At 66.7% G+C, this 19252-nt stretch carries 19 protein-coding genes and 1 pseudogene; 3 read left to right on the top strand and 17 right to left on the bottom strand.

The features are described from left to right. Positions 1 to 84 precede the first annotated feature (84 nt). The 5 genes from GOOTI_RS08360 to GOOTI_RS08340 form a co-directional block, all read right to left on the bottom strand. A complete protein-coding gene (locus tag GOOTI_RS08360; protein WP_007238137.1) occupies positions 85 to 534 on the bottom strand; it encodes a flavodoxin family protein in 450 nt (149 codons plus the stop codon). After that, positions 531 to 1106 (bottom strand): maleylpyruvate isomerase N-terminal domain-containing protein, encoded by a 576-nt coding sequence (locus GOOTI_RS08355; protein ID WP_007238136.1) that lies wholly within the window; start codon positions 1104 to 1106, stop codon positions 531 to 533. Before GOOTI_RS08355 ends, GOOTI_RS08360 begins: the two co-directional genes overlap by 4 nt. Then, a complete protein-coding gene (locus GOOTI_RS08350; RefSeq protein WP_007238135.1) occupies positions 1103 to 1615 on the bottom strand; it encodes a hypothetical protein in 513 nt (170 codons plus the stop codon). The genes GOOTI_RS08355 and GOOTI_RS08350 overlap by 4 nt, the downstream gene beginning before the upstream one ends. 5 nt (positions 1616 to 1620) lie before the next feature. After that, a complete protein-coding gene (gene dapB / locus GOOTI_RS08345; protein ID WP_007238134.1) occupies positions 1621 to 2373 on the bottom strand; it encodes a 4-hydroxy-tetrahydrodipicolinate reductase in 753 nt (250 codons plus the stop codon). Positions 2374 to 2525: 152 nt separating this feature from the next. Then, entirely contained in the window at positions 2526 to 3008 is a 483-nt protein-coding gene (locus GOOTI_RS08340; protein WP_007238133.1) for an Lrp/AsnC family transcriptional regulator, read from the bottom strand. A 195-nt stretch (positions 3009 to 3203) separates the two neighbouring features. Here GOOTI_RS08340 and ald point away from each other — a divergent pair, with 195 nt between their 5' ends. Beyond that, on the top strand, positions 3204 to 4319 hold the full coding sequence (ald, locus tag GOOTI_RS08335; RefSeq protein ID WP_007238132.1) for an alanine dehydrogenase: 1116 nt from the start codon (positions 3204 to 3206) through the stop codon (positions 4317 to 4319). Positions 4320 to 4381: 62 nt separating this feature from the next. On the opposite strand, the gene GOOTI_RS08330 is transcribed toward ald, so the two are convergent. The 3 genes from GOOTI_RS08330 to GOOTI_RS08320 form a co-directional block, all read right to left on the bottom strand. After that, positions 4382 to 5143, bottom strand: a complete 762-nt coding sequence (locus GOOTI_RS08330; RefSeq protein ID WP_007238131.1) for an NRDE family protein — start codon at positions 5141 to 5143, stop codon at positions 4382 to 4384. Between the two features lie 28 nt (positions 5144 to 5171). Further along, entirely contained in the window at positions 5172 to 6659 is a 1488-nt protein-coding gene (locus tag GOOTI_RS08325; RefSeq protein ID WP_007238130.1) for a putative nucleotidyltransferase substrate binding domain-containing protein, read from the bottom strand. Between the two features lie 135 nt (positions 6660 to 6794). After that, entirely contained in the window at positions 6795 to 9080 is a 2286-nt protein-coding gene (locus GOOTI_RS08320) for a polyribonucleotide nucleotidyltransferase (protein WP_039993778.1), read from the bottom strand. Between the two features lie 7 nt (positions 9081 to 9087). Between GOOTI_RS08320 and GOOTI_RS25675 the strand changes: the two genes are divergently transcribed. Next, positions 9088 to 9303, top strand: coding sequence for a hypothetical protein (locus GOOTI_RS25675; protein WP_138985220.1), 216 nt, complete (start codon positions 9088 to 9090; stop codon positions 9301 to 9303). A gap of 235 nt (positions 9304 to 9538) precedes the next feature. Here GOOTI_RS25675 and rpsO read toward each other — a convergent pair whose 3' ends face one another. Then, positions 9539 to 9808 carry a 30S ribosomal protein S15 gene (gene rpsO, locus GOOTI_RS08315; RefSeq protein ID WP_005204469.1) on the bottom strand — a complete coding sequence of 90 codons (270 nt, stop codon included), beginning with the start codon at positions 9806 to 9808 and terminating at the stop codon, positions 9539 to 9541. A 209-nt stretch (positions 9809 to 10017) separates the two neighbouring features. After that, positions 10018 to 10992 (bottom strand): bifunctional riboflavin kinase/FAD synthetase, encoded by a 975-nt coding sequence (locus GOOTI_RS08310; RefSeq protein ID WP_039993771.1) that lies wholly within the window; start codon positions 10990 to 10992, stop codon positions 10018 to 10020. Positions 10993 to 11208: 216 nt separating this feature from the next. Between GOOTI_RS08310 and GOOTI_RS08305 the strand changes: the two genes are divergently transcribed. Continuing rightward, on the top strand, positions 11209 to 11964 hold the full coding sequence (locus GOOTI_RS08305) for a metal-dependent transcriptional regulator (protein WP_007238127.1): 756 nt from the start codon (positions 11209 to 11211) through the stop codon (positions 11962 to 11964). Between the two features lie 26 nt (positions 11965 to 11990). Here the strand turns inward: GOOTI_RS08305 and truB are convergent, their stop codons facing one another. From truB to infB, 7 genes and pseudogenes are all read right to left on the bottom strand, one after another. Further along, positions 11991 to 12890, bottom strand: coding sequence for a tRNA pseudouridine(55) synthase TruB (truB, locus tag GOOTI_RS08300; protein ID WP_007238126.1), 900 nt, complete (start codon positions 12888 to 12890; stop codon positions 11991 to 11993). 1 nt (position 12891) lies between these two features. After that, complete coding sequence (locus GOOTI_RS08295; protein WP_007238125.1) at positions 12892 to 13548, bottom strand: 4'-phosphopantetheinyl transferase family protein; 657 nt, start codon at positions 13546 to 13548, stop codon at positions 12892 to 12894. Continuing rightward, positions 13545 to 14537: a metallophosphoesterase family protein gene (locus GOOTI_RS08290; protein WP_007238124.1), complete on the bottom strand. Its 993-nt coding sequence runs from the start codon at positions 14535 to 14537 to the stop codon at positions 13545 to 13547. Before GOOTI_RS08290 ends, GOOTI_RS08295 begins: the two co-directional genes overlap by 4 nt. 26 nt (positions 14538 to 14563) lie before the next feature. After that, positions 14564 to 15944: pseudogene (locus tag GOOTI_RS08285) on the bottom strand (MATE family efflux transporter). Then, positions 15941 to 16900 carry a DHH family phosphoesterase gene (locus tag GOOTI_RS08280; RefSeq protein ID WP_007238122.1) on the bottom strand — a complete coding sequence of 320 codons (960 nt, stop codon included), beginning with the start codon at positions 16898 to 16900 and terminating at the stop codon, positions 15941 to 15943. The pseudogene GOOTI_RS08285 and the gene GOOTI_RS08280 overlap by 4 nt, the downstream one beginning before the upstream one ends. Further along, positions 16897 to 17355 carry a 30S ribosome-binding factor RbfA gene (rbfA, locus tag GOOTI_RS08275; RefSeq protein WP_007238121.1) on the bottom strand — a complete coding sequence of 153 codons (459 nt, stop codon included), beginning with the start codon at positions 17353 to 17355 and terminating at the stop codon, positions 16897 to 16899. Before rbfA ends, GOOTI_RS08280 begins: the two co-directional genes overlap by 4 nt. 119 nt (positions 17356 to 17474) lie before the next feature. Beyond that, positions 17475 to 19252, bottom strand: a 1778-nt coding sequence (gene infB, locus GOOTI_RS08270) for a translation initiation factor IF-2 (RefSeq protein WP_007238120.1), incomplete at its 5' end; no start/stop codon positions are given.

The raw sequence follows: 19252 nt of genomic DNA, 5'->3' as shown, positions 1-19252 counted from the left end.
AGTTGAATTTTTGCACCGCACCGACGGAGTCGACACTCGAGTCATCCGATATGGCACAGATCGAACCATGCCGGACTCAGCGGCTCACATCAGCTGTGCCGCGACGCTCGCCCCCAGCTCCCAGCAGGCCTCGAGATCAGGCTTCGACGGCGGACCGGACACGACCACATACTCGGCGGCCTTCCCCCAGCCGAGCCCTGCGGCGATGCGGTCGACGGCGTTCTCCGCACCCTCGGTTCCCTCGTTGCCGTGCAGGTACATCCCGAACGGTCGTCCCCTGGTGGAGTCGAGAATCGGGTAGTAACAGACGTCGAAGGCGTGTTTGAGTGCCCCGGAGATGTAGCCGAGATTGGCCGGGCTGCCGAGCAGATAGCCGTCGGCTGCAAGCATGTCCGAGGGCGAAACCTCCAGTGCCGCTTTGCGAACGACCTCGACACCCTCGATCTCGGGGTCGGTCGCACCGGAGACCACGGCCTCGAACATCGCCTGGCAGTGCGGCGACGGAGTGTGGTGGACGATCAACAGTCGGGTCATCGCGACCGTCCCGTGAACGCCAACAGCCGGTCGGCCGCGTTCGACGAGCCGACGTCGACGGCCGCGTACTCGACGGCCGGTCCGAACAGACCGAGTCCGCGGAGTTGCTCGACGATCGACGCTGCGTCGGCGAGGACGTGCTCTGCCAGGGCCTCCGACGGTTCCCACCGGATGCCGATGCCCACGCTCAGGTCGTAGGTGTGCACGGTGAGGTCCATCGCACGCAGGATCAGCAGTTCCTCTCCCGTGCGGGGCCCCGCGCGATGAACCACGAGCGCGCCGAGGTCGGCGACGGCAGCGGATTCGCGCAGCATGGTCTCGTAGCTCCAGAACTCCCCGACGGGGTCGTCCAGGATGTAGTCGGCGTCCCTGGTTGTGTCGACGTCTGCAGCACTCGCGCCGGCCAGCAGCATCGCGTATCGATGGCCGCCGCCGATGACGTGATTGATCAGTTCGCGATTGGTCCACGCTTCAGCACCGCTGCGTCGATCGAGAACTGCGGGACCGACCTGCGCGAGCGCATCGGCCCACAACTGCTCGGCGTCCAGCAGCGCGCGGAGGGTCTCGCTCATGCGCTGTTCCGCTGTTCACGTCCGTGGAACTGGGCCACGGCGCGTTTCATCATCTCCCGCGCGCGTGACCGATCGCCCGCGTAATCGTAGGCACGGGCTATGCGGTAGGTGCTTCGCCAGTCGGAGGGGTTCGCTTCCCACTCCTGTTTGACCTGCGCGAACAACTCGTCCGCGGCGTCGCGCTCGATGCGTCCGGACGGTCGACGCGGCAGTTCCGAGACGTCGAGTTCACGACCCTCCTCCGCCATGATCCGCGCGAGTCGCTGGTGTTCGAGTCCCGCACGCAGCGTCGAGTAGATAAGCCACGCACCCAGGAACGGCAAGATCAGCACGCCGATGCCGAGCCCGACGGCGACCACCCCGCCGTGCGCGATCAGTTGCACGCCGGTCCGACCGAGCAGCACGAAGTACACGATCATCGCGACGACGAGAAACCCGATCATCCACACGATCGGTCGGGCGTCACGCTGTGTCGGGTCCTTCTTGGGCTTGCTCGGGTCGGCAGACATGGCGACTACAGGTCCATCAATTCGTCGAGGCCGACGGTCAGGCCCGGCCGACTGCCGATCTGCCGCACACCGAGCAGCACTCCGGGCGCGAACGAACTGCGGTCGATCGAGTCGTGGCGAATGGTCAGGGTCTCCCCCTGCGTGCCGAGCAGCACCTCCTGGTGCGCTACGAGCCCCGCGAGGCGCACCGAGTGCACATGGACACCGTCGACGACGGCACCTCGCGCCCCGGGGAGTTCGTCGGTCGTGGCGTCAGGGCTCGGTCCGACACCCGCCTGCGCACGGGACTCGGCGATCAGCGCCGCGGTTCGGTACGCCGTGCCCGATGGCGCGTCGGCCTTGTGCGGATGGTGCAACTCGATGACCTCGACCGACTCGAAGAACCGAGCCGCCTGCTGCGCGAAACGCATCGACAGGACCGCGCCGATCGCGAAGTTGGGAGCGATGAGCACGCCGACCCCGGGCGCCTCCGACAGCCACGCGCGTACCTGATCAAGACGTTCGGCTGTGAAGCCCGTGGTTCCGACGACGGCGTGAATGCCGTTGTCGATCAAGAACTTCAGGTTGTCCATCACCACGCCCGGATGCGTGAAGTCGATGACGACGGAGGTGCCGGCGGCGACGAAGGCCGTCGGGTCGTCGCCCTTGTCGACGCCCGTGGTGAAGACCAGGTCGTCGGCTGCCTCGACGGCGTCGACCATGGCCTGCCCGACCTTGCCCCCACTGCCGAACACGCCCACTCTGATCTCGTCACTCATCGGTGCCTCTCCTCGCGCCCTCGGTCGAACATTCCCGTCCGAGTCTAGTGCTCGAGAAGGTACGTTCCCGACCGGTCATGCCTCACGCGCACCCGTGTGCCGTAGTCCAGTGCCACGTGGCGGCACCTGACTACGGCACAGACAACGAGACCTCAGTAGATCGGCGCATCGCCGCGTTGGTGGTCGAAGACCAGAGAGGTTGTCGTTCCCGCGACCTCGCGCCGCGCGTTGAGCATCTCGACGAAGGTCCGCAGGGCCTCGGTGTCGGCGGTCGCGACGTGCAACAGGTAGTCGTCGGCACCGGCGAGGAAGAACACGTCGATCACCTCGTCGCGGCGCGCGATCTCGCCGACGAACTGCCGGATCTGACCACGCGCGTCCGACTGCAGGCTCACCGCGACCATCGCACGCAACGGACGTCCGACCGCTGCCGGGTCGACGTCGGCGAAGAAGCCCCGAATGACGCCGGCGTCGACGAGGCGTCGAAGACGGCCGTGCGCTGTCGACGCCGCGATCCCCACCCTCGCCGCGAGCTCACTGTTCGGAATGCGTGCGTCGAGTTGCAGCACTCGCAGGAGTTCACGATCGGTGGCGTCGAGCTCGAGCGCCCGAACATCCTTCGGCGTGGCAGCCATCACAACCCTCTCTCTCGACGATTATTCATCGTAATCACACTCCTACAGAACTTTCCTCATCCATATTGTGCACTCTCCGACGTTCCTTCACGCTTGAAGGCGTTCAGCGCAGAGTAGCGCCCCCATTCGAACCACCACCCGCGCTCCCGAAGCGCACCGACATCACCCTCTTATACGAACGTCAAGGAGCACCTGATGCGTATCGGCATCCCCACAGAGATCAAGAACAACGAGTATCGCGTCGCGATCACGCCCGCCGGAGTGGCCGAGTTGACCAAGCGCGGCCACGACGTCGTCATCCAGGCGGGCGCCGGGCTCGGCTCGGCCATCGACGACACCGACTTCAAGGCCGCGGGGGCACAGATCCTCGACACCGCTGCCGCCATCTGGGAGCAGGCCGACCTCCTCCTGAAGGTGAAGGAACCGATCGAGGCCGAGTACGACCTGATGCGCGAGGGCCAAACCCTCTTCACCTACCTGCACCTCGCGGCCAGCCGCCCCTGCACCGACGCCTTGTTGGCATCGCGCACCACCTCGATCGCCTACGAAACGGTGCGCGCGGCCGACGGCTCGCTGCCGCTGCTGGCGCCGATGAGTGAGGTCGCGGGCCGACTCGCCCCCCAGGTCGGGGCATACCACCTCATGCGTTCCGAGGGCGGACGCGGCGTGCTCATGGGCGGGGTCCCGGGCACAGAACCCGCCGACGTCGTCGTCATCGGCGCAGGTGTCAGCGGTGTCAACGCCGCAACCATCGCCGTCGGCATGGGCGCACAGGTCACCGTCTTCGACCTCGACATCACCAAGCTGCGCGCCGTCGACGCCCGTTTCGGCGGACGCGTCCACACCCGCTACTCGACGTCACTCGCACTCGCCGAGGCCGTCAAGCAGGCCGACCTCGTGATCGGCGCAGTCCTCGTCCCCGGCGCCAAGGCACCCGTGCTCGTCCCCAACAGTCTCGTCGCGCAGATGAAGTCGGGCTCGGTGCTCGTCGATATCGCAATCGACCAGGGCGGCTGCTTCGAGGATTCACGCCCCACCACGCACGACGACCCGACGTTCACCGTGCACGACAGCGTGTTCTACTGCGTCGCCAACATGCCCGGCACGGTCGCCCGTACGTCGACGCAGGCGCTCACCGGAGCGACCCTGCCCTACGTGCTGCAACTCGCCGACAAGGGGTGGGAGAAGGCCCTGTCGGAGAATGCAGCCCTCGCCGGTGGTCTCAGCACGCACGCCGGAAAGCTGTTCAACGCCGAGGTCGGCACGGCACTCGACATCCCCGCCGAGCGCAACCCATTCAGCACCAACTGATCACGACTTCACCGCGACACCGCCGGGCCCGGGACATCCCGAGCCCGGCGGTCGCGTGTGGCTCACCAGTTCAGTGTCGTGGTTGCCACGGCTTCGCCGTCGCGGAAGCGTCGCTCGGTGAGGTCGCCATGGCGGTCGCGTCGCATGCGCAGCACCGACGACGCTCGGGTGCCATAGCCATCCATATCGACGAACATCGCTGAGAGTTGGTGCTCACGCTCGGGATCGATGCCGGTGTCGGGCAGCCGAGCGGGATCGGCCAACCGCCGATCGTCGAGCATCGCGAGATAGTCGTCCGGTACTGCATCCGGCTCTGTGGCGACCCGCTCGAATCGTCGGACCCCGTCGGTCACCTTGGGCCAGTTGCTGTCGAGGACACCATTGGACAGACCGTGCCACCCCGGCGGCACCACCTTGACCTGCGGTTCAGGTGCGTTGGTCGCCCACCAGACGTCGACGCCGTCGGCCACCAGGAGATTGACCGGCGCGTACTCGTCCGCATGCTCGACGAGGCTCTCGGCCGCCTGCCGCGGGGTGACGTCGCCGACGAGGAAGTCGACGGGAAGATCGCCACGTGATCGCTTGTCGGGCAATACCTTCGGTTCACCAAGGCGCACATTCGTCACGGCCGCCATCCGCTGCGGCGACGTGGTCGACACACCCATCCAGGTACCACCGGCGGTCAGGTCGCGGCCACCGAGGATCGGGAGATCACCCCAGCGGTGGATGCCCTCGGTAGGCCTCGAGTACATCTCGTCACGGTTGGCCGCAAGCAACAGCGGGTACCGCGGATCGACGTCGACCGCGAACAGGATCAGGCACACTCCGCGCCACACCTCCAGAAGTTGTCAGTCAGTCCGGCGACCCTACAGGCAGATAATGTGCACGATTGGCTGCTCGACGCTGCACCCCTGCGATCTCGCGGACTGCCTGCGCCACCATACTTCGGTCAAGCGGCGACAGACGCTTCATCTCCATCACGTCGCTCACCGGTTCGCCCCTGTCGAACTGCGCGACCTGATAGTTCAGGCGTATCCGCTGCAAGACCTCGAACACCTCCACGAGTGTCTCTGCCTGATCGTCGGGCAGCAGTTCACTGCCCGAGGCAGCACGCAGCCGACCCCGGGTGTCGAGCTGTGTCGATCCGACCGACAGAGCTGCCCATCTGGCGAAGTTGACCAGTGGACCGATCGCGTGCTGTTTGATGTCGAACTCGTCCCCGCGCCGCGTCAGCATGTCGCGCACCGACCGCATCTTCGCCTTGGTGGCAAGCGCTTCTGCGAGCAGGAGATTGAGTGTCCCGCGATGACCACGGAGGTCGCCGAACACCTCACCGACAGCGGGAAGCCCTTCGTCACCCCAGATGGGGCGGGCATCGATCATCAACGACGTGAGAATCATGCCCTTGTTCTCCAACGGCTCCGCCAGCCACGTCCGCGCGGCGGCCCGCCACCTGGAGTGTGTACGCGAGAACAGCGGCATCGAGGCCACGGCGCCGTTGTCGTCGACGACCATACCGCCGCCGCGCAGCACGTCGTCGACCTCGCCGAAGGCCACCCGGTACGCACCGACCTCTTCGTCGGTGACGTCGTCGGAGAACGACACCGCCGAATCTATGTCCGAGCTGAGCACCGTCTCCCGACGCGCATTGCTGCCCAACGACATCCACGTCAACCGTGCCGGATCGAGCTGAGGGTGCGAGGCCAGAACCAACTCGAGCGCCCGTCGCACCGCGGCATCGGTGACCAGTGAGGCCATGGTGGTCACCGAATGGGCCGGCTGCTCACGCCGCACCAGATCGGCGACGAGGTAGGGCACCCGCGACGCGCGTTCCTGTAGTTCGGCGATATCGCGCGCTCGCGAGATCTGCTCGCGCAGAGCCACACTCGGGCCACCGGGGGCGGCGACGAAGTCCGACGGCGCGACCACACCGCGCACGGCGCCACCAGGGTCGACGACCGGCAGGGCGGTCAGGTCGTTCTCGAGGATCGTGGTCAACGCGTCCGACGCCGCGACGTGCGGCGCGACGACGGGCGCGCGGCGATCGATGAGCGTCGTCACGGCGGTATCGGCGGAGACGCCCTCGGCTACCACCCGCTCACGGATGAGTGCATCGGTGATCACGCCGAAACCATTGTCGCGCAACGGGATCAGCACATGATCGCGGTTACGTTCGGTCATCAGTTGCGCTGCCTGTCGCACCGACATGTCCGGCGTGCCCACCAGTGGCTCGGATCGGATGAGACTGTCGACCGTTGCGTCCCCTGTGCCCGACGACTCCCGACGGTGCGGGACCGTGAGTTTGTCGACGACGACGTCGCCGTGACCGACCTCCGCCATCGACATCTCCTCGTCTCCTCTCACGACCATCGACCACCACCAGCGGCCTCGACCACGACGACGGCCCGTCGTCCACACCATTGTGAACGACGGGCCGTCGAATTCTCGCGGCGAGCACGCCGCTACGTCAGCAGATCAGGCGTCCGCCGATGCCTTGTCCTTGTCGTCCGCCGGAGCGTCGGACTGTGCGTCGCTCTTGGTGTCGTCGACCGGGATGAGGCTGATCTTGCCGCGCTCGTCGATGTCGGCGATCTCGACCTGAAGCTTGTCGCCGACCTTCACGACATCCTCGACCTTGTTGATGCGCTTGCCCTTACCGAGCTTGCTGATGTGCACCAGACCGTCGCGGCCCGGAAGCAGCGACACGAACGCGCCGAAGGCAGTGGTCTTCACCACGGTGCCCAGGAAGCGCTCGCCCACCTTGGGCAGCTGCGGGTTGGCGATGGCGTTGACCTTGTCGATCGCAGCCTGCGCCGACACACCGTCCGCAGCGCCGATGAACACGGTGCCGTCGTCCTCGATGGAGATGTTCGCGCCGGTCTCCTCGGTGATGCCGTTGATCGTCTTGCCCTTGGGGCCGATCAGCTCGCCGATCTTGTCCATCGGGATCTTGATGGTGGTGATCCGCGGCGCGTACGGGCTCATCTCGTCGGGCTCGTCGATGGCCTCGGCCATCACGTCCAGGATGGTCAGGCGCGCGTCCTTGGCCTGGCTCAACGCACCGGCAAGCACCTTCGACGGAATGCCGTCGAGCTTGGTGTCGAGCTGCAGCGCGGTGACGAAGTCCTTGGTGCCCGCGACCTTGAAGTCCATGTCGCCGAAGGCATCCTCGGCGCCGAGGATGTCGGTGAGCGCCACGTAGCGGGTCTCGCCGTCGACGGTGTCGGAAACGAGACCCATCGCGATACCCGCGACCGGCGCGCGCAGCGGCACACCGGCGTTGAGCAGCGACATGGTCGACGCACAGACCGAACCCATCGAGGTGGAACCGTTGGAGCCCAACGCTTCCGACACCTGACGGATGGCGTACGGGAAGTCCTCGACGCTCGGGATGACCGGCACGAGAGCCCGCTCGGCGAGCGCTCCGTGGCCGATCTCGCGGCGCTTGGGCGATCCCACGCGACCGGTCTCACCGGTCGAGTACGGCGGGAAGTTGTAGTGGTGCATGTACCGCTTGGAGGTCTCGGGTCCCAGCGAGTCGATCTGCTGGGCCATCTTGACCATGTCGAGGGTGGTGACACCGAGGATCTGGGTCTCGCCACGCTCGAACAGAGCCGAACCGTGTGCGCGCGGGATCACGGCGACCTCGGCCGACAGCGACCGGATGTCGGTGATGCCGCGGCCGTCGATGCGGAAGTGGTCGGTGAGGATGCGCTGGCGCACGAGCTTCTTGGTGACCGAGCGGTATGCCGCGCCGATCTCCTTCTCGCGGCCCTCGAACTGCTCGCCGAGCTGGGCGAGGATGTCGGCCTTGAGCTCGTCGGTCTTGTCGTCGCGCTCCTGCTTGCCTGGGATGGTGAGGATCTGCGAGAGACGCTCGGTGGCTGCAGCGGAGACGGCGTCGTAGACGTCGGACTCGTACGGCGGGAACAGCGGGAACTCGGCGGTCTCCTTCGCGGCAGCATCCGCGAGCGACTTCTGCGCCTCGCACAGACGCGCGATGAACGGCTTTGCGGCCTCGAGCCCCTCCGCGACGATGGTCTCGGTCGGTGCCTGCGCGCCGCCTGCGACGATGTCGATGACGTTCTCGGTGGCCTCGGCCTCGACCATCATGATCGCGACGTCGCCGCCCTCGACCACGCGGCCCGCGACGACCATGTCGAACACGGCACCTTCGAGCTGCTCGACGGTCGGGAACGCGACCCACTGGCCCGCCTTGTTCTCCTCCGTGGGGATGAGCGCAACACGCACACCGCCGACGGGGCCGGAGAACGGCAGGCCCGCGAGCTGGGTCGACGCCGAGGCGGCGTTGATCGCGACGACGTCGTAGAGATCCTTGGGATCGAGACTCAGGACCGTGACGACGACCTGGATCTCGTTGCGCAGGCCGTCGACGAACGACGGGCGCAGCGGGCGGTCGATAAGGCGGCAGGTGAGGATCGCGTCGGTCGACGGGCGACCCTCGCGGCGGAAGAACGAGCCGGGGATGCGTCCGGCGGCGTACATGCGCTCTTCGACGTCGACGGTGAGCGGGAAGAAGTCGAAGTGCTCCTTGGGGTGCTTCGATGCCGCTGTGGTCGACAGCAGCATGGTCTCGTCGTCGAGGTAGGCGGTCACCGAACCGGCGGCCTGCAGCGCGAGACGTCCGGTCTCGAACCGGATGGTGCGGGTGCCGAAGCTGCCGTTGTCGATGACGGCCGTCGCCTCGGTGATCGCGTCGTCGAATTCCTCGACGACCTCGGTGGATGTGACATCTGTCATGTGGGCTATGAATCCCTTCGTGCCGATCGCATTCGACGCGATCGTGATGGTGGCCGCGACAGCGGCCCGTATATGCGGATTGGGACCGGGAAGCGACATACCGCCGCGCACTCCCGATGATCTGCGCGACGCGGATGCCGCGCACCGGGGCGCGCGTAGCGCCGCTACCGGCCCAGAACATCGCGGGACATGGCCACTGCATGCCCGGATCAGCCTCATGTGATCCGTGGTGCTCAGACGGCCTTCGATCGAAGCGGCCGGAATCAGCTGGTGATTCCGGCGGCCACTACCGAGGACCGATCTGACTCTTCGTCATGCTTGTGGACGCACATATCTGCAACGTTCCGCCCATCAGCCTATCATCGCGTGCCCGCGCAGTAGGAAACGCCGAACCGGTCATCCCCCCATGGGAGATGACCGGTTCGTGAGGTCGTGGTATCCGGCCGTGCCGGACGGTCTCAGCGACGCAGGCCGAGGCGCTCGATCAGCGAGCGGTAACGCGCGATGTCGACCTTGGCGACGTACTTGAGCAGGCGACGACGACGACCGACGAGCAGCAGCAGACCACGACGGCTGTGGTGATCGTGCTTGTGCTCCTTGAGGTGCTCGGTGAGGTCGGTGATGCGCTTGGTCAGCAGTGCGACCTGAGCCTCGGGCGAACCGGTGTCGGTCTCGTGCAGGCCGTACTCGGTGAGGATTTCTTTCTTCTGCTCGGCAGTCAATGCCATGGAGATACTCCTGGTTGTTTCAGTCCCGCGTCATCTGTGACCGGTGTCGAATCCACCCGGATTCGGTTCGACCGGTTCGGTGCGCCACCGCGGACTGCAGCAGCACCGACTCACCAGGCTACCAACTCCGCTGGTCCGGACCCAAATCACGAACAGCCTCCCGCGACGGCTCGCCGGCGCCTACGAGGTCCGCGACGGCTCGCCTGCGCCTACGACGCCGTGTGGCCGACGGCCAGTATCTCGCGCGTCTTGTCGACGTCGCCCGCCATGGCCGTCAGGAGGTCGTCGATGCTGTCGAAGTTCTCCATGCCGCGGATCCGATCGACGAAGTCGACGGCGACGTGCTGCCCGTACAGATCCGCGGCCGTGTCGAGGACGAACGCCTCGACAGTCCGTGTACGACCGGAGAACGTCGGATTGGTGCCGACGGACACCGCGGCCTGATAACTCTCCCCCGGGATCACCTGACCGACGACCGGACCGGGCCCGAGCACCGTGAACCATGCCGCGTACACCCCGTCGGCAGGTATCGCCGCGTACATCGGTGGCGCGACATTGGCTGTGGGATAACCCAATTCGCGGCCGCGGCCGTCACCACGCACCACGACTCCCTCGACCCGGTGCGGCCGCCCGAGTGCCTCGGCTGCGCGTTCGACATCGCCTGCCGCCACACACGAACGGATGTAGGTCGACGAATAGGTCACGGCATGCTCGCCGAACAGTGAGATCGCCTGGACCTCGAACCCGAACCGCTCACCGAGTTCGGTGAGCTTCTCGACGTTCCCGGCGGCCTTCTTGCCGAACGTGAAGTTGGCTCCGACGACGACCTCGGCAGCATGCAGGCTTTCGACCAGCACGTTGTGGGCGAAGTCCTTGGGCGAGCGTGAGGCGAGCTCGGGCGTGAACGGCATCACACAGAACACGTCGATGCCGAGTTCCTCGGCCAGCTCCGCTCGTCGCGTGAGGGTGGTCAACTGCGGCGGGTGAGTTCCGGGGCGAACGACCTCGGCGGGGTGCGGATCGAAGGTCATCAACACGGACGGGATTCCGCGCTCCGCCGCTGCGGAGGTCGCTGCGTGGATCAACTGAGCGTGCCCGCGGTGGACACCGTCGAACACGCCGATGGTGACCACACACCTGCCCCAGTCCGCGGGTACTTCCTCCAGACCTCGCCATCGCAACACGCCGACAAGCCTACGATGACCGACGCTGCCGGACCAGCGCCCGCGCCCGTCCGGCAACCGATCGGGTCGAGACGGTGAATTGCGCGCACCGACACGATGAATCACGGTGTTCGCGGAGGCAACGCGGATACGCCGCGCCGGACGTCTGCACGCACGACCGTCGCGATACGGCGGGCGAGCACTCTCGGTGTGGGTAGGCGGCGCTAAGCTCGATCCATGCCCCAGACCCGCGCGGCCGGTGCCACGACCTCCGACCCCGGACACCCGACTCCCGCCTCCGGAACTCCTGTCCCGGACACGTCGGTGACCGATTTGTCCACGGTCACCCAGGATTACCTGAAAGTCATCTGGACCAGCCAGGAGTGGGCCGAGGTCAAGGTCACGACCAAGATGCTCGCCGACAAGATGGGCGTCTCGGCGTCGACGGCGTCGGAGGCCATCCGCAAGCTCGCCGACCAGGGTCTGGTCGCGCACGAACGCTACGGCGCGGTGACGCTCACCGACGAAGGCCGGGTGGCTGCGATCCTGATGGTGCGCAGGCACCGGTTGATCGAGACCTTCCTCGTCCGCGAACTCGGCTACGGCTGGGACGAGGTGCACGACGAGGCCGAAGTCCTCGAGCACGCCATGTCGGATCGGTTCATGGCCCGCCTCGACGCCAAGCTCGGTCACCCCGACCGCGACCCGCACGGCGACCCCATCCCCCGCATCGACGGCTCCGTCCCTGCACCCGAGGCCTTTTCGCTCGCCGACCTCGACACCGGCGAAGGCGGCCGGATCGCCCGCATCTCCGACACCGACCCCGAGGTACTCCGGTACTTCGACCAGCTCGGCGTCGCCCTGGACTGCGTTGTCCGCGTCACGGAGAAGCGTCCGTTCGCCGGGACGATCTCGATCTCGGTCGACGACGCGGAACCGATCGTGCTCGGCGACATCGCAGCCCGGGCGATCTTCCTCGTCGCCGTGCACTGACGGCTGCGGCGGGCACCCGGCCGGCGCTACCTCAGCGTCGCAGGCCGAACGACCATCACCGAACTCGCGCGGCGACCTTTTTCCTGCACGAGAGCGATGGCCTGCCCGGCAGGATCGACCACCACGTAGACGCCTTTGCGGCCGATCGGGGTAAGCCACCGCCCCTGACTGATGGATTCGGCCTCGTCGTCGTCGATGTCGCGGTGCGGGAACGAGATCAGCGCGGCTTCGTCGATGGTGAGACTGCGCTCCGGATGTTCCGCGAGCTGTTCGAGGGTCCGCGCATGCTCGAGCGTGAAGGGCCCAACGGCGGTTCGACGTAGTGCGGTCAGGTGACCCCCGGTTCCGAGTGCGTCTCCGAGGTCGCGTGCCAGCGAACGGATATAAGTCCCCGCGGAACAGTCGACAACGACGTCGAGGTCGACGAACGTGCCCTCGTCCCGCCGAGCCAACACGTCGAATCGGGACACGGTGACCGGCCGTGCGGCGAGCTCGAATTCCTCACCCGTCCTGGCCAGGGCGTGCGCCCGCCGACCGTCGACCTTGATGGCGCTGACCTTCGCGGGCACCTGCTCGATGTCGCCGGTGAGAGTGGCGATGGTGTCGGCGATCTGCTCGTCGGTGATCGACGATGCGTCCGACTGCGAGATGACCTCACCCATGCGGTCGTCCGTGTCCGTGGCGGCGCCGAGTCGGATCGTCGCGGTGTAGGACTTGGTGTTCAGTGACAGCAGGCCGAGTAGCTTGGTCGCCCGCTCGACGCCGACGACGAGCACGCCGGTCGCCATCGGATCCAGGGTGCCCGCGTGACCAACCCGCCTGGTGTCGAACAGCTTTCGACACCGCGACACCACGTCGTGGCTCGTGATGCCCTCGTTCTTGTCGACGATGACCAATCCGGCGTTCTGGATGGAGGAGTCGGCCACGTCAGCTCATCACGATCGTCGTGGTGATGTAGCCGTCGTCGACCAGCCACCGACCCGAGAACTCGGTGATCGGTGTACCGCCGTCGATGACCGACCCGTCGATCAGGATCTCGGAGCGGAACGTCCCCGTGTTCTCCCCCGTCTGCTCGAACGTGATGTGCGCGTCCTCGAAGCCGAGCCAGCGTTGGGTCAGCGGGAACCACGCCTTGTACGTCGCTTCCTTGGCGCAGAACAGGAGCCGGTCCCAGTGGAGACCGGCCGGCCTGGTTGCGAGAACGTCACGCTCGGCGGGCAGGCTGGTGTGCTCGAGGACACCCTCGGGCAGTTCGTCGTGGGGTTCCGCGTCGATCCCCAGCGAGCGAACCCCCATGGCGTAGGCGACGATCGCTGCACGATAGCCGTCACAGTGCGTCAAGCTGCCGACGATCTGCTTGGGCCACAGGGGCATTCCCTTGTCGCCGCGCATGATCGGTGTCGGCTCGATGCCGAGCTGGCCGAGTGCTTGTCGCGCGCAATGGCGCGCGGTGATGAATTCGCGACGCCGCTTCTCCACCGCGCGCGCGATCAACGATTCCTCCGCGGGCATCGGAGCGAGACCGGGCGGGTCGCCGAAGGACTCGGCTGCGGCCACACCGGGCGGGACGAGTCGTTCGATCACTGATTTCCCTCCTGGGTCTGCGAGCGCCGTACCTGTGACTCCGAGCGCTCTGCGCGGCGCTGCGCCACCCGTTCGGCGAATTCCCTTGCGCGCTCGGCGTAGTCGGGCGGCAGTGTGAAACGCGCACCGTGGTCGGGTAGATCCCTCTCGCGGACACCGGGATCCGGTGCGATCTGACGGAGCAGCGGCTCGGGAAGTCCCCGTCGTTTCCACTCCCGCGGGTAGCCCACCGACACCTCCTCGAACCGGACGTCGTCGTACCAGGTGGTGCGCGGGATGTGCAGATGCCCGTACACGCTGCATGCCGCGTTGAAACGGGTGTGCCAGTCGGCGGTGAGCTCACTGCCGCACCAGAGTGCGAACTCGGGGTAGAACAGCGCGTCGGTCGGTTCGCGTCGCAGCGGCCAGTGATTGATCAGGATGGTCTTCTCGGACGGGTCGAGTGCTTCGAGCCGACGGCGGGTGGCATCGATCCGTGCTCTGCCCCACGCGTCTCGGGTCGGGTACGGCTCGGCGGAGAGCAGGAACTCGTCGGTGGCCACCACGTTGCGCTCCCGGGCTACTGCCAGCGCCTGCAGGGCCGTCGTCGTTCCCTCCGGCCGGAATGTGTAGTCGTAGAGCAGGAACATCGGCACCACACGGACAGGTTCGCTGCCGTCGCCTGCGTCGAACACCGGGTAGATGTCCTCGGGTGTGATGACGCCGATGTCGCGGCAGGCCTGAACCAGGTAGTCGTAGCGGGCGACACCGAAGATCTGCAGCGGATCCTTGGCCGTGGTGTAGAGCTCGTGATTGCCCGGTACCCAGATCACCGTGTCGAAACGAGCCTTGAGTCGGCGCAACGTGTCGATGATGTCGTCGGTGCGTTCGGACACATCACCGGCGACGATCAGCCAGTCGTCGGATGCCGACGGTCTGATCTGGTCCACGATGCTCTCGTTGCCGCGGTGCGCGACGTGAAGATCGCTGATCGCCCAGAGTGTAGCCACGAGGATCCATCGTGCCAGATGCCGAGTCAGCGGCTCTCGCGACCGACCCGCTGCCACCGTCCCGAGCGGATGCGCCACACGACGGTCAGCATGCGGATCACCATGAAGACCACGAGACCCGTCCAGATCCCCGCGAGTCCCCAATCGAAGACCAGCGACAACCAGATCAGCGGCAGGAATCCGGTGAGCGCGGCGATCAACGTCGCGGTCCGTAGATAGGCGGCGTCGCCGCTGCCGAGCAGCACGCCGTCGAGCGCGAACACCACACCGGCGATCGGCAACATCGCCACGAAGAACCACCAGGGTGTGCCGATCACGTCGAGTACACGGGTGTCGCTGGTGAACAGTCTCGGCACCACGCCCGCGCCCAGCGCGAACACCACCGCCATCACCGACGCGGCGATCACCGACACCATCGTCACCCTGCGGGCGACGGTGCGTGCGGCAGAAACAGCCCCTGCACCCAGCGCCGCCCCGACGAGCGCCTGCGCTGCGATGGCGACGGAGTCGAGAAAGAGCGACATGAACTCCCAGAGTTGCAGTGTCAGCTGGTGTGCCGCGACCGCCGCCACCCCGAAGCGGGCCGCCACGGCAGCCGCCGAGAGAAAGCACACCTGGAACGAGAGGCTGCGCGTCACGAGATCGCGCGCCATCACGAGCTGAGCGCGAATCACGGCGCGGGCGAAGCGCGTGGCTTCCGGCCTCCGGCAAAACCTCACGCAGGAGTCGCGCGGCGAACAGCAGACCGGTGATCGATTGTCCGACGACATTGGCAACCGCGCTGCCCGCCAGGCCGAGTCGCGGGAAGAACCACACGCCGTGGACCAACCCGACCAACAAAACCGCCCCGATCGACAACCCGACCACGACGTACACGACCGGTCGTCGAGTCTCCTGGACGCCACGCATCCACCCGTTGCCCGCCATCGACACGAGGATGAGCGGCACACCGAAGCACGCGATACGCAGCCACGATGCCGCATCCGCGGCCACGTGAGCCGCGTCCGGACCCGAGCTTCCGACCATGAGCCGCATCACCCACGGCGCGAGTGGATAGATCACGGCGACGATCACCGCACCCACACCGAGCGCGATCCATGTCGCCTGCACACCCTCTGCCACCGCACCGGCACGGTCACCCGCACCGAAGCGGCGAGCCGACCGCGCAGTCGTGCCGTACGACAGGAAGGTGAGTTGGGTGCTGATGACCGACAGCACCAGCGCGCCGACACCGAGTGCGGCCAGTTCGTCGCCACCAAGGCGACCGACCACGGCGAGGTCGAGCAGGAGATACAGCGGCGGCGCGGTCAACACGGCCAGCGCCGACACCGAGAGCACGGCGATGCGTCGGACTCCCGTCTCCGGGACGGTGGCCTGGGAGTCGGCAGCGTGCGCGGACTCCGTCAGAGCGACCCCACCAGCCGTGCGACGACCTCCGCCGCGGCACCTGTGTCGCTGTACCCGGAGGCATGCCGGTGTCCGCCGCCGCCGAGGGCACGCGCGATCGGGATCAGATCGACCGACTCCTTGGAGCGCAGGGACACCGTCCAGTTGGACGGTTCGATCTCCTTGAACACCGCCGCGATCTCGGCATCGGCGGTGGTACGCACGATGTCGATGATGCTCTCGGACTCTTCCCAGCTCATCCCCGACATCGCATCATGGTCGACGACGGCGTACACCAGGCCCGCGCCGTCGGCGGCTTCGCGCACCAGCATCGCCGACCCGAGCACACCCGAGACCATCGAGAGCCACGAGAAGGGATGTGTGTCGAACAGGGTACGACTCCACGTGCGACCGTCGACCCCGCTGTCGAGTAGCCGGGCCGCGATCCGGAACGAGTCGGGACGTGCCCACTTGAACGAGCCGGTGTCGGTGGCCAACCCCGCGTAGAGGCACGTCGCGATGTCGGCGTCGAGTGGTGACCCGAGTTCGTCGAGGATGCGCAGCACGAGTACAGCGGTGCAGTCGGCCTGCGCATCGACGAAGTCGAGATCACCGAAGCCGCGGTTGGACGCGTGGTGATCGATGACGACCGACGTCGCCGCACCGTCGAACACCGTCGCCAGTCCGCCGAGCCGATCGAGACCGGCGGCGTCGACCGACACGGAGACGTCGTGACCTTTCACTGCCTCCGGCTCGACGAGCAGCCGACGTGCACCCGGCAGCCCGCGGAGTGCGACCGGGAGGCTCTCCGGGCCGGGGAATGCGACCTCGACGTCGAGACCCCGAGCGTGCAACGCCAGCCCGAGCGCGAGTCCACTACCGATGGTGTCGGCATCGGGCCGCACGTGGCACAGAATCGTGACCGCCGACGCCGCACCGAGAACCTCTGCGATCTCCGCAGTCGAGGCAGTGGTCACTCCTGTGAACCGTCCTCGACGTCTGAGTCCTTGCTCCGATACGGATCCGCATCACCGGCCGGCTCCGCTTGCTTCGCCTGACGTGCCACGAGCTCGTCGTTGGCGCGTGCACGCGCGACGAGCTCCTCCATGTGGCGCGCGGCGTCGGGAACGGTGTCGAGGACGAAGCTCAGCGTCGGCGTGAACCGCACACCTGTCCCGGCCCCGACCTTCGACCGCAGAATCCCCGTCGCCTTCGCCAGGCCCGCGGCTGCGGCGTCGTAGTCGGGTTCGGAGTCGATCGACTCGCCCATCACGGTGTAGAACACCGTGGCGTCGTGCAGGTCATTGGTGACCTTGGTGTCGGTGATCGTGACATACGTCAACCGCGGGTCCTTGATGTCGTGGGCGATCGACGACGCCACGATCGACGAGATCCGCTTGGCCATTCGCTGTGCCCGTGCCGGGTCAGCCATGGTGTGTCCTTCCTCGAGAATCGAACCGCGGGCTGTGAGGAACGTACTCCCCCTCCGTGGCCGGCAGGGCACTGGTGCCCTGCGGCCCCGGAAGGGGAGCGTGTTCGACGATCCGCGCGTCAGTCGCGCGGCTTCTCCTGCAGCTCATAGCTCTCGATGACGTCGTCGACCTTGATGTCGCTGTACGTCAGCGTGAGACCGCATTCGTAGCCTTCGCGGACCTCGGTGACGTCGTCCTTCTCCCGTCGCAGCGATGCGATGGTGAGATTCTCGGCGACGACGACGTTGTCACGCAGCAGACGAGCCTTGGCGTTACGACGGATCAGACCGGACTGCACCAGGCAACCGGCGATGTTGCCGACCTTCGAGCTCTTGAAGATCGCGCGGATCTCGGCGCGGCCGAGTTCCACCTCTTCGTAGATCGGCTTGAGCATGCCCTTGAGCGCGCTCTCGATCTCGTCGATGGCCTGGTAGATCACCGAGTAGTACCGGATGTCGACGCCCTCGCGGTTGGCGAGCTCGGTCGCCTTGCCCTCGGCACGGACGTTGAACCCGATGATGATCGCGTCGGACGCCGCAGCGAGGTTGACGTTGGTCTCCGTCACGCCACCGACACCACGGTCGATGACGCGCAGCGAGACCTCGTCGCCCATGTCGATGCCGAGCAACGCCTCTTCGAGCGCTTCGACGGTACCGGCGTTGTCGCCCTTGAGAATCAGATTGAGCTGACTGGTTTCCTTCAGCGCCGAATCGAGATCCTCGAGGCTGATCCGCTTGCGACTCCGCGCGGCCAACGCGTTGCGCTTGCGCGCATTGCGGCGGTCGGCGATCTGTCGAGCGGTCCGGTCCTCTTCGACGACGAGCAGGTTGTCGCCTGCGCCGGGCACCGACGTGAATCCGATGACCTGGACCGGACGCGACGGCAGCGCTTCGCTGACGTCGTCTCCGTGCTCGTCGACCATGCGTCGCACGCGACCGTAGGCGTCGCCCGCGACCACCGAATCGCCGACACGCAGCGTTCCGCGCTGGACGAGCACCGTTGCCACAGGGCCACGGCCACGGTCGAGGTGTGCCTCGATGGCGACACCCTGAGCGTCCATGTCGGGGTTGGCGCGCAGATCCAGCGACGCGTCGGCCGTCAGCAGCACCGCTTCGAGCAACTGCTCGATGTTGGTGCCCTGCTTGGCCGAGATGTCGACGAACATGGTGTCGCCGCCGTACTCCTCGGGGATGAGTCCGTACTCGGTGAGCTGGCCCCGGATCTTCGACGGATCAGCGCCTTCCTTGTCGATCTTGTTGACCGCCACGACGATCGGCACGTCGGCCGCCTGCGCGTGGTTGATCGCCTCGACCGTCTGCGGCATGACGCCGTCGTCGGCAGCCACCACCAGGATCGCGATGTCGGTCGACTTCGCACCACGGGCACGCATGGCGGTGAACGCCTCGTGACCAGGGGTGTCGATGAAGGTGATCAGGCGGTCCTCACCGTTGAGGTGCGTGTTGACCTGGTAGGCACCGATGTGCTGGGTGATGCCACCGGCCTCACCCTCGCGCACGTTCTCCTTACGGATCGTGTCGAGCAGGCGGGTCTTGCCGTGGTCGACGTGACCCATGACGGTGACCACGGGGGGACGCTGTTCGAGATCCTCCTCGTCGCCTTCGTCCTCGCCGTACGAGAGGTCGAAGCTCTCGAGGAGCTCGCGGTCCTCATCTTCGGGGCTGACGACCTGCACGGTGTAGTTCATCTCGGAGCCGAGCAGCTCCAGCGTCTCGTCGTTGACCGACTCGGTGGCCGTGACCATCTCGCCGAGGTTGAACAACGCCTGGACCAGCGACGCCGGGTTGGCATCGATCTTGTCGGCGAAGTCCGACAGCGAGGCACCACGAGCGAGACGGA

The sequence above is a fragment of the Gordonia otitidis NBRC 100426 genome, from assembly GCF_000248075.1.
Classification (GTDB): Bacteria; Actinomycetota; Actinomycetes; order Mycobacteriales; family Mycobacteriaceae; genus Gordonia; species Gordonia otitidis.
The sequence above is the reverse complement of the archived record's forward strand: the minus strand, read 5'-3'. Positions and strand labels throughout refer to the sequence as shown.

What these genes read in the sequence shown, in the direction of transcription:
- dapB (WP_007238134.1), bottom strand. Translation starts at nt 2,373, where the DNA reads ATGAGTGACGAGATCAGAGTGGGCGTGTTCGGCAGTGGGGGCAAGGTC.
- GOOTI_RS08320 (WP_039993778.1), bottom strand. Translation starts at nt 9,080, where the DNA reads ATGACAGATGTCACATCCACCGAGGTCGTCGAGGAATTCGACGACGCG.
- GOOTI_RS08360 (WP_007238137.1), bottom strand. Translation starts at nt 534, where the DNA reads ATGACCCGACTGTTGATCGTCCACCACACTCCGTCGCCGCACTGCCAG.
- rbfA (WP_007238121.1), bottom strand. Translation starts at nt 17,355, where the DNA reads ATGGCTGACCCGGCACGGGCACAGCGAATGGCCAAGCGGATCTCGTCG.
- GOOTI_RS08305 (WP_007238127.1), top strand. Translation starts at nt 11,209, where the DNA reads ATGCCCCAGACCCGCGCGGCCGGTGCCACGACCTCCGACCCCGGACAC.
- ald (WP_007238132.1), top strand. Translation starts at nt 3,204, where the DNA reads ATGCGTATCGGCATCCCCACAGAGATCAAGAACAACGAGTATCGCGTC.
- GOOTI_RS08340 (WP_007238133.1), bottom strand. Translation starts at nt 3,008, where the DNA reads ATGGCTGCCACGCCGAAGGATGTTCGGGCGCTCGAGCTCGACGCCACC.
- GOOTI_RS25675 (WP_138985220.1), top strand. Translation starts at nt 9,088, where the DNA reads ATGAATCCCTTCGTGCCGATCGCATTCGACGCGATCGTGATGGTGGCC.
- GOOTI_RS08350 (WP_007238135.1), bottom strand. Translation starts at nt 1,615, where the DNA reads ATGTCTGCCGACCCGAGCAAGCCCAAGAAGGACCCGACACAGCGTGAC.
- GOOTI_RS08355 (WP_007238136.1), bottom strand. Translation starts at nt 1,106, where the DNA reads ATGAGCGAGACCCTCCGCGCGCTGCTGGACGCCGAGCAGTTGTGGGCC.
- rpsO (WP_005204469.1), bottom strand. Translation starts at nt 9,808, where the DNA reads ATGGCATTGACTGCCGAGCAGAAGAAAGAAATCCTCACCGAGTACGGC.
- GOOTI_RS08325 (WP_007238130.1), bottom strand. Translation starts at nt 6,659, where the DNA reads ATGGCGGAGGTCGGTCACGGCGACGTCGTCGTCGACAAACTCACGGTC.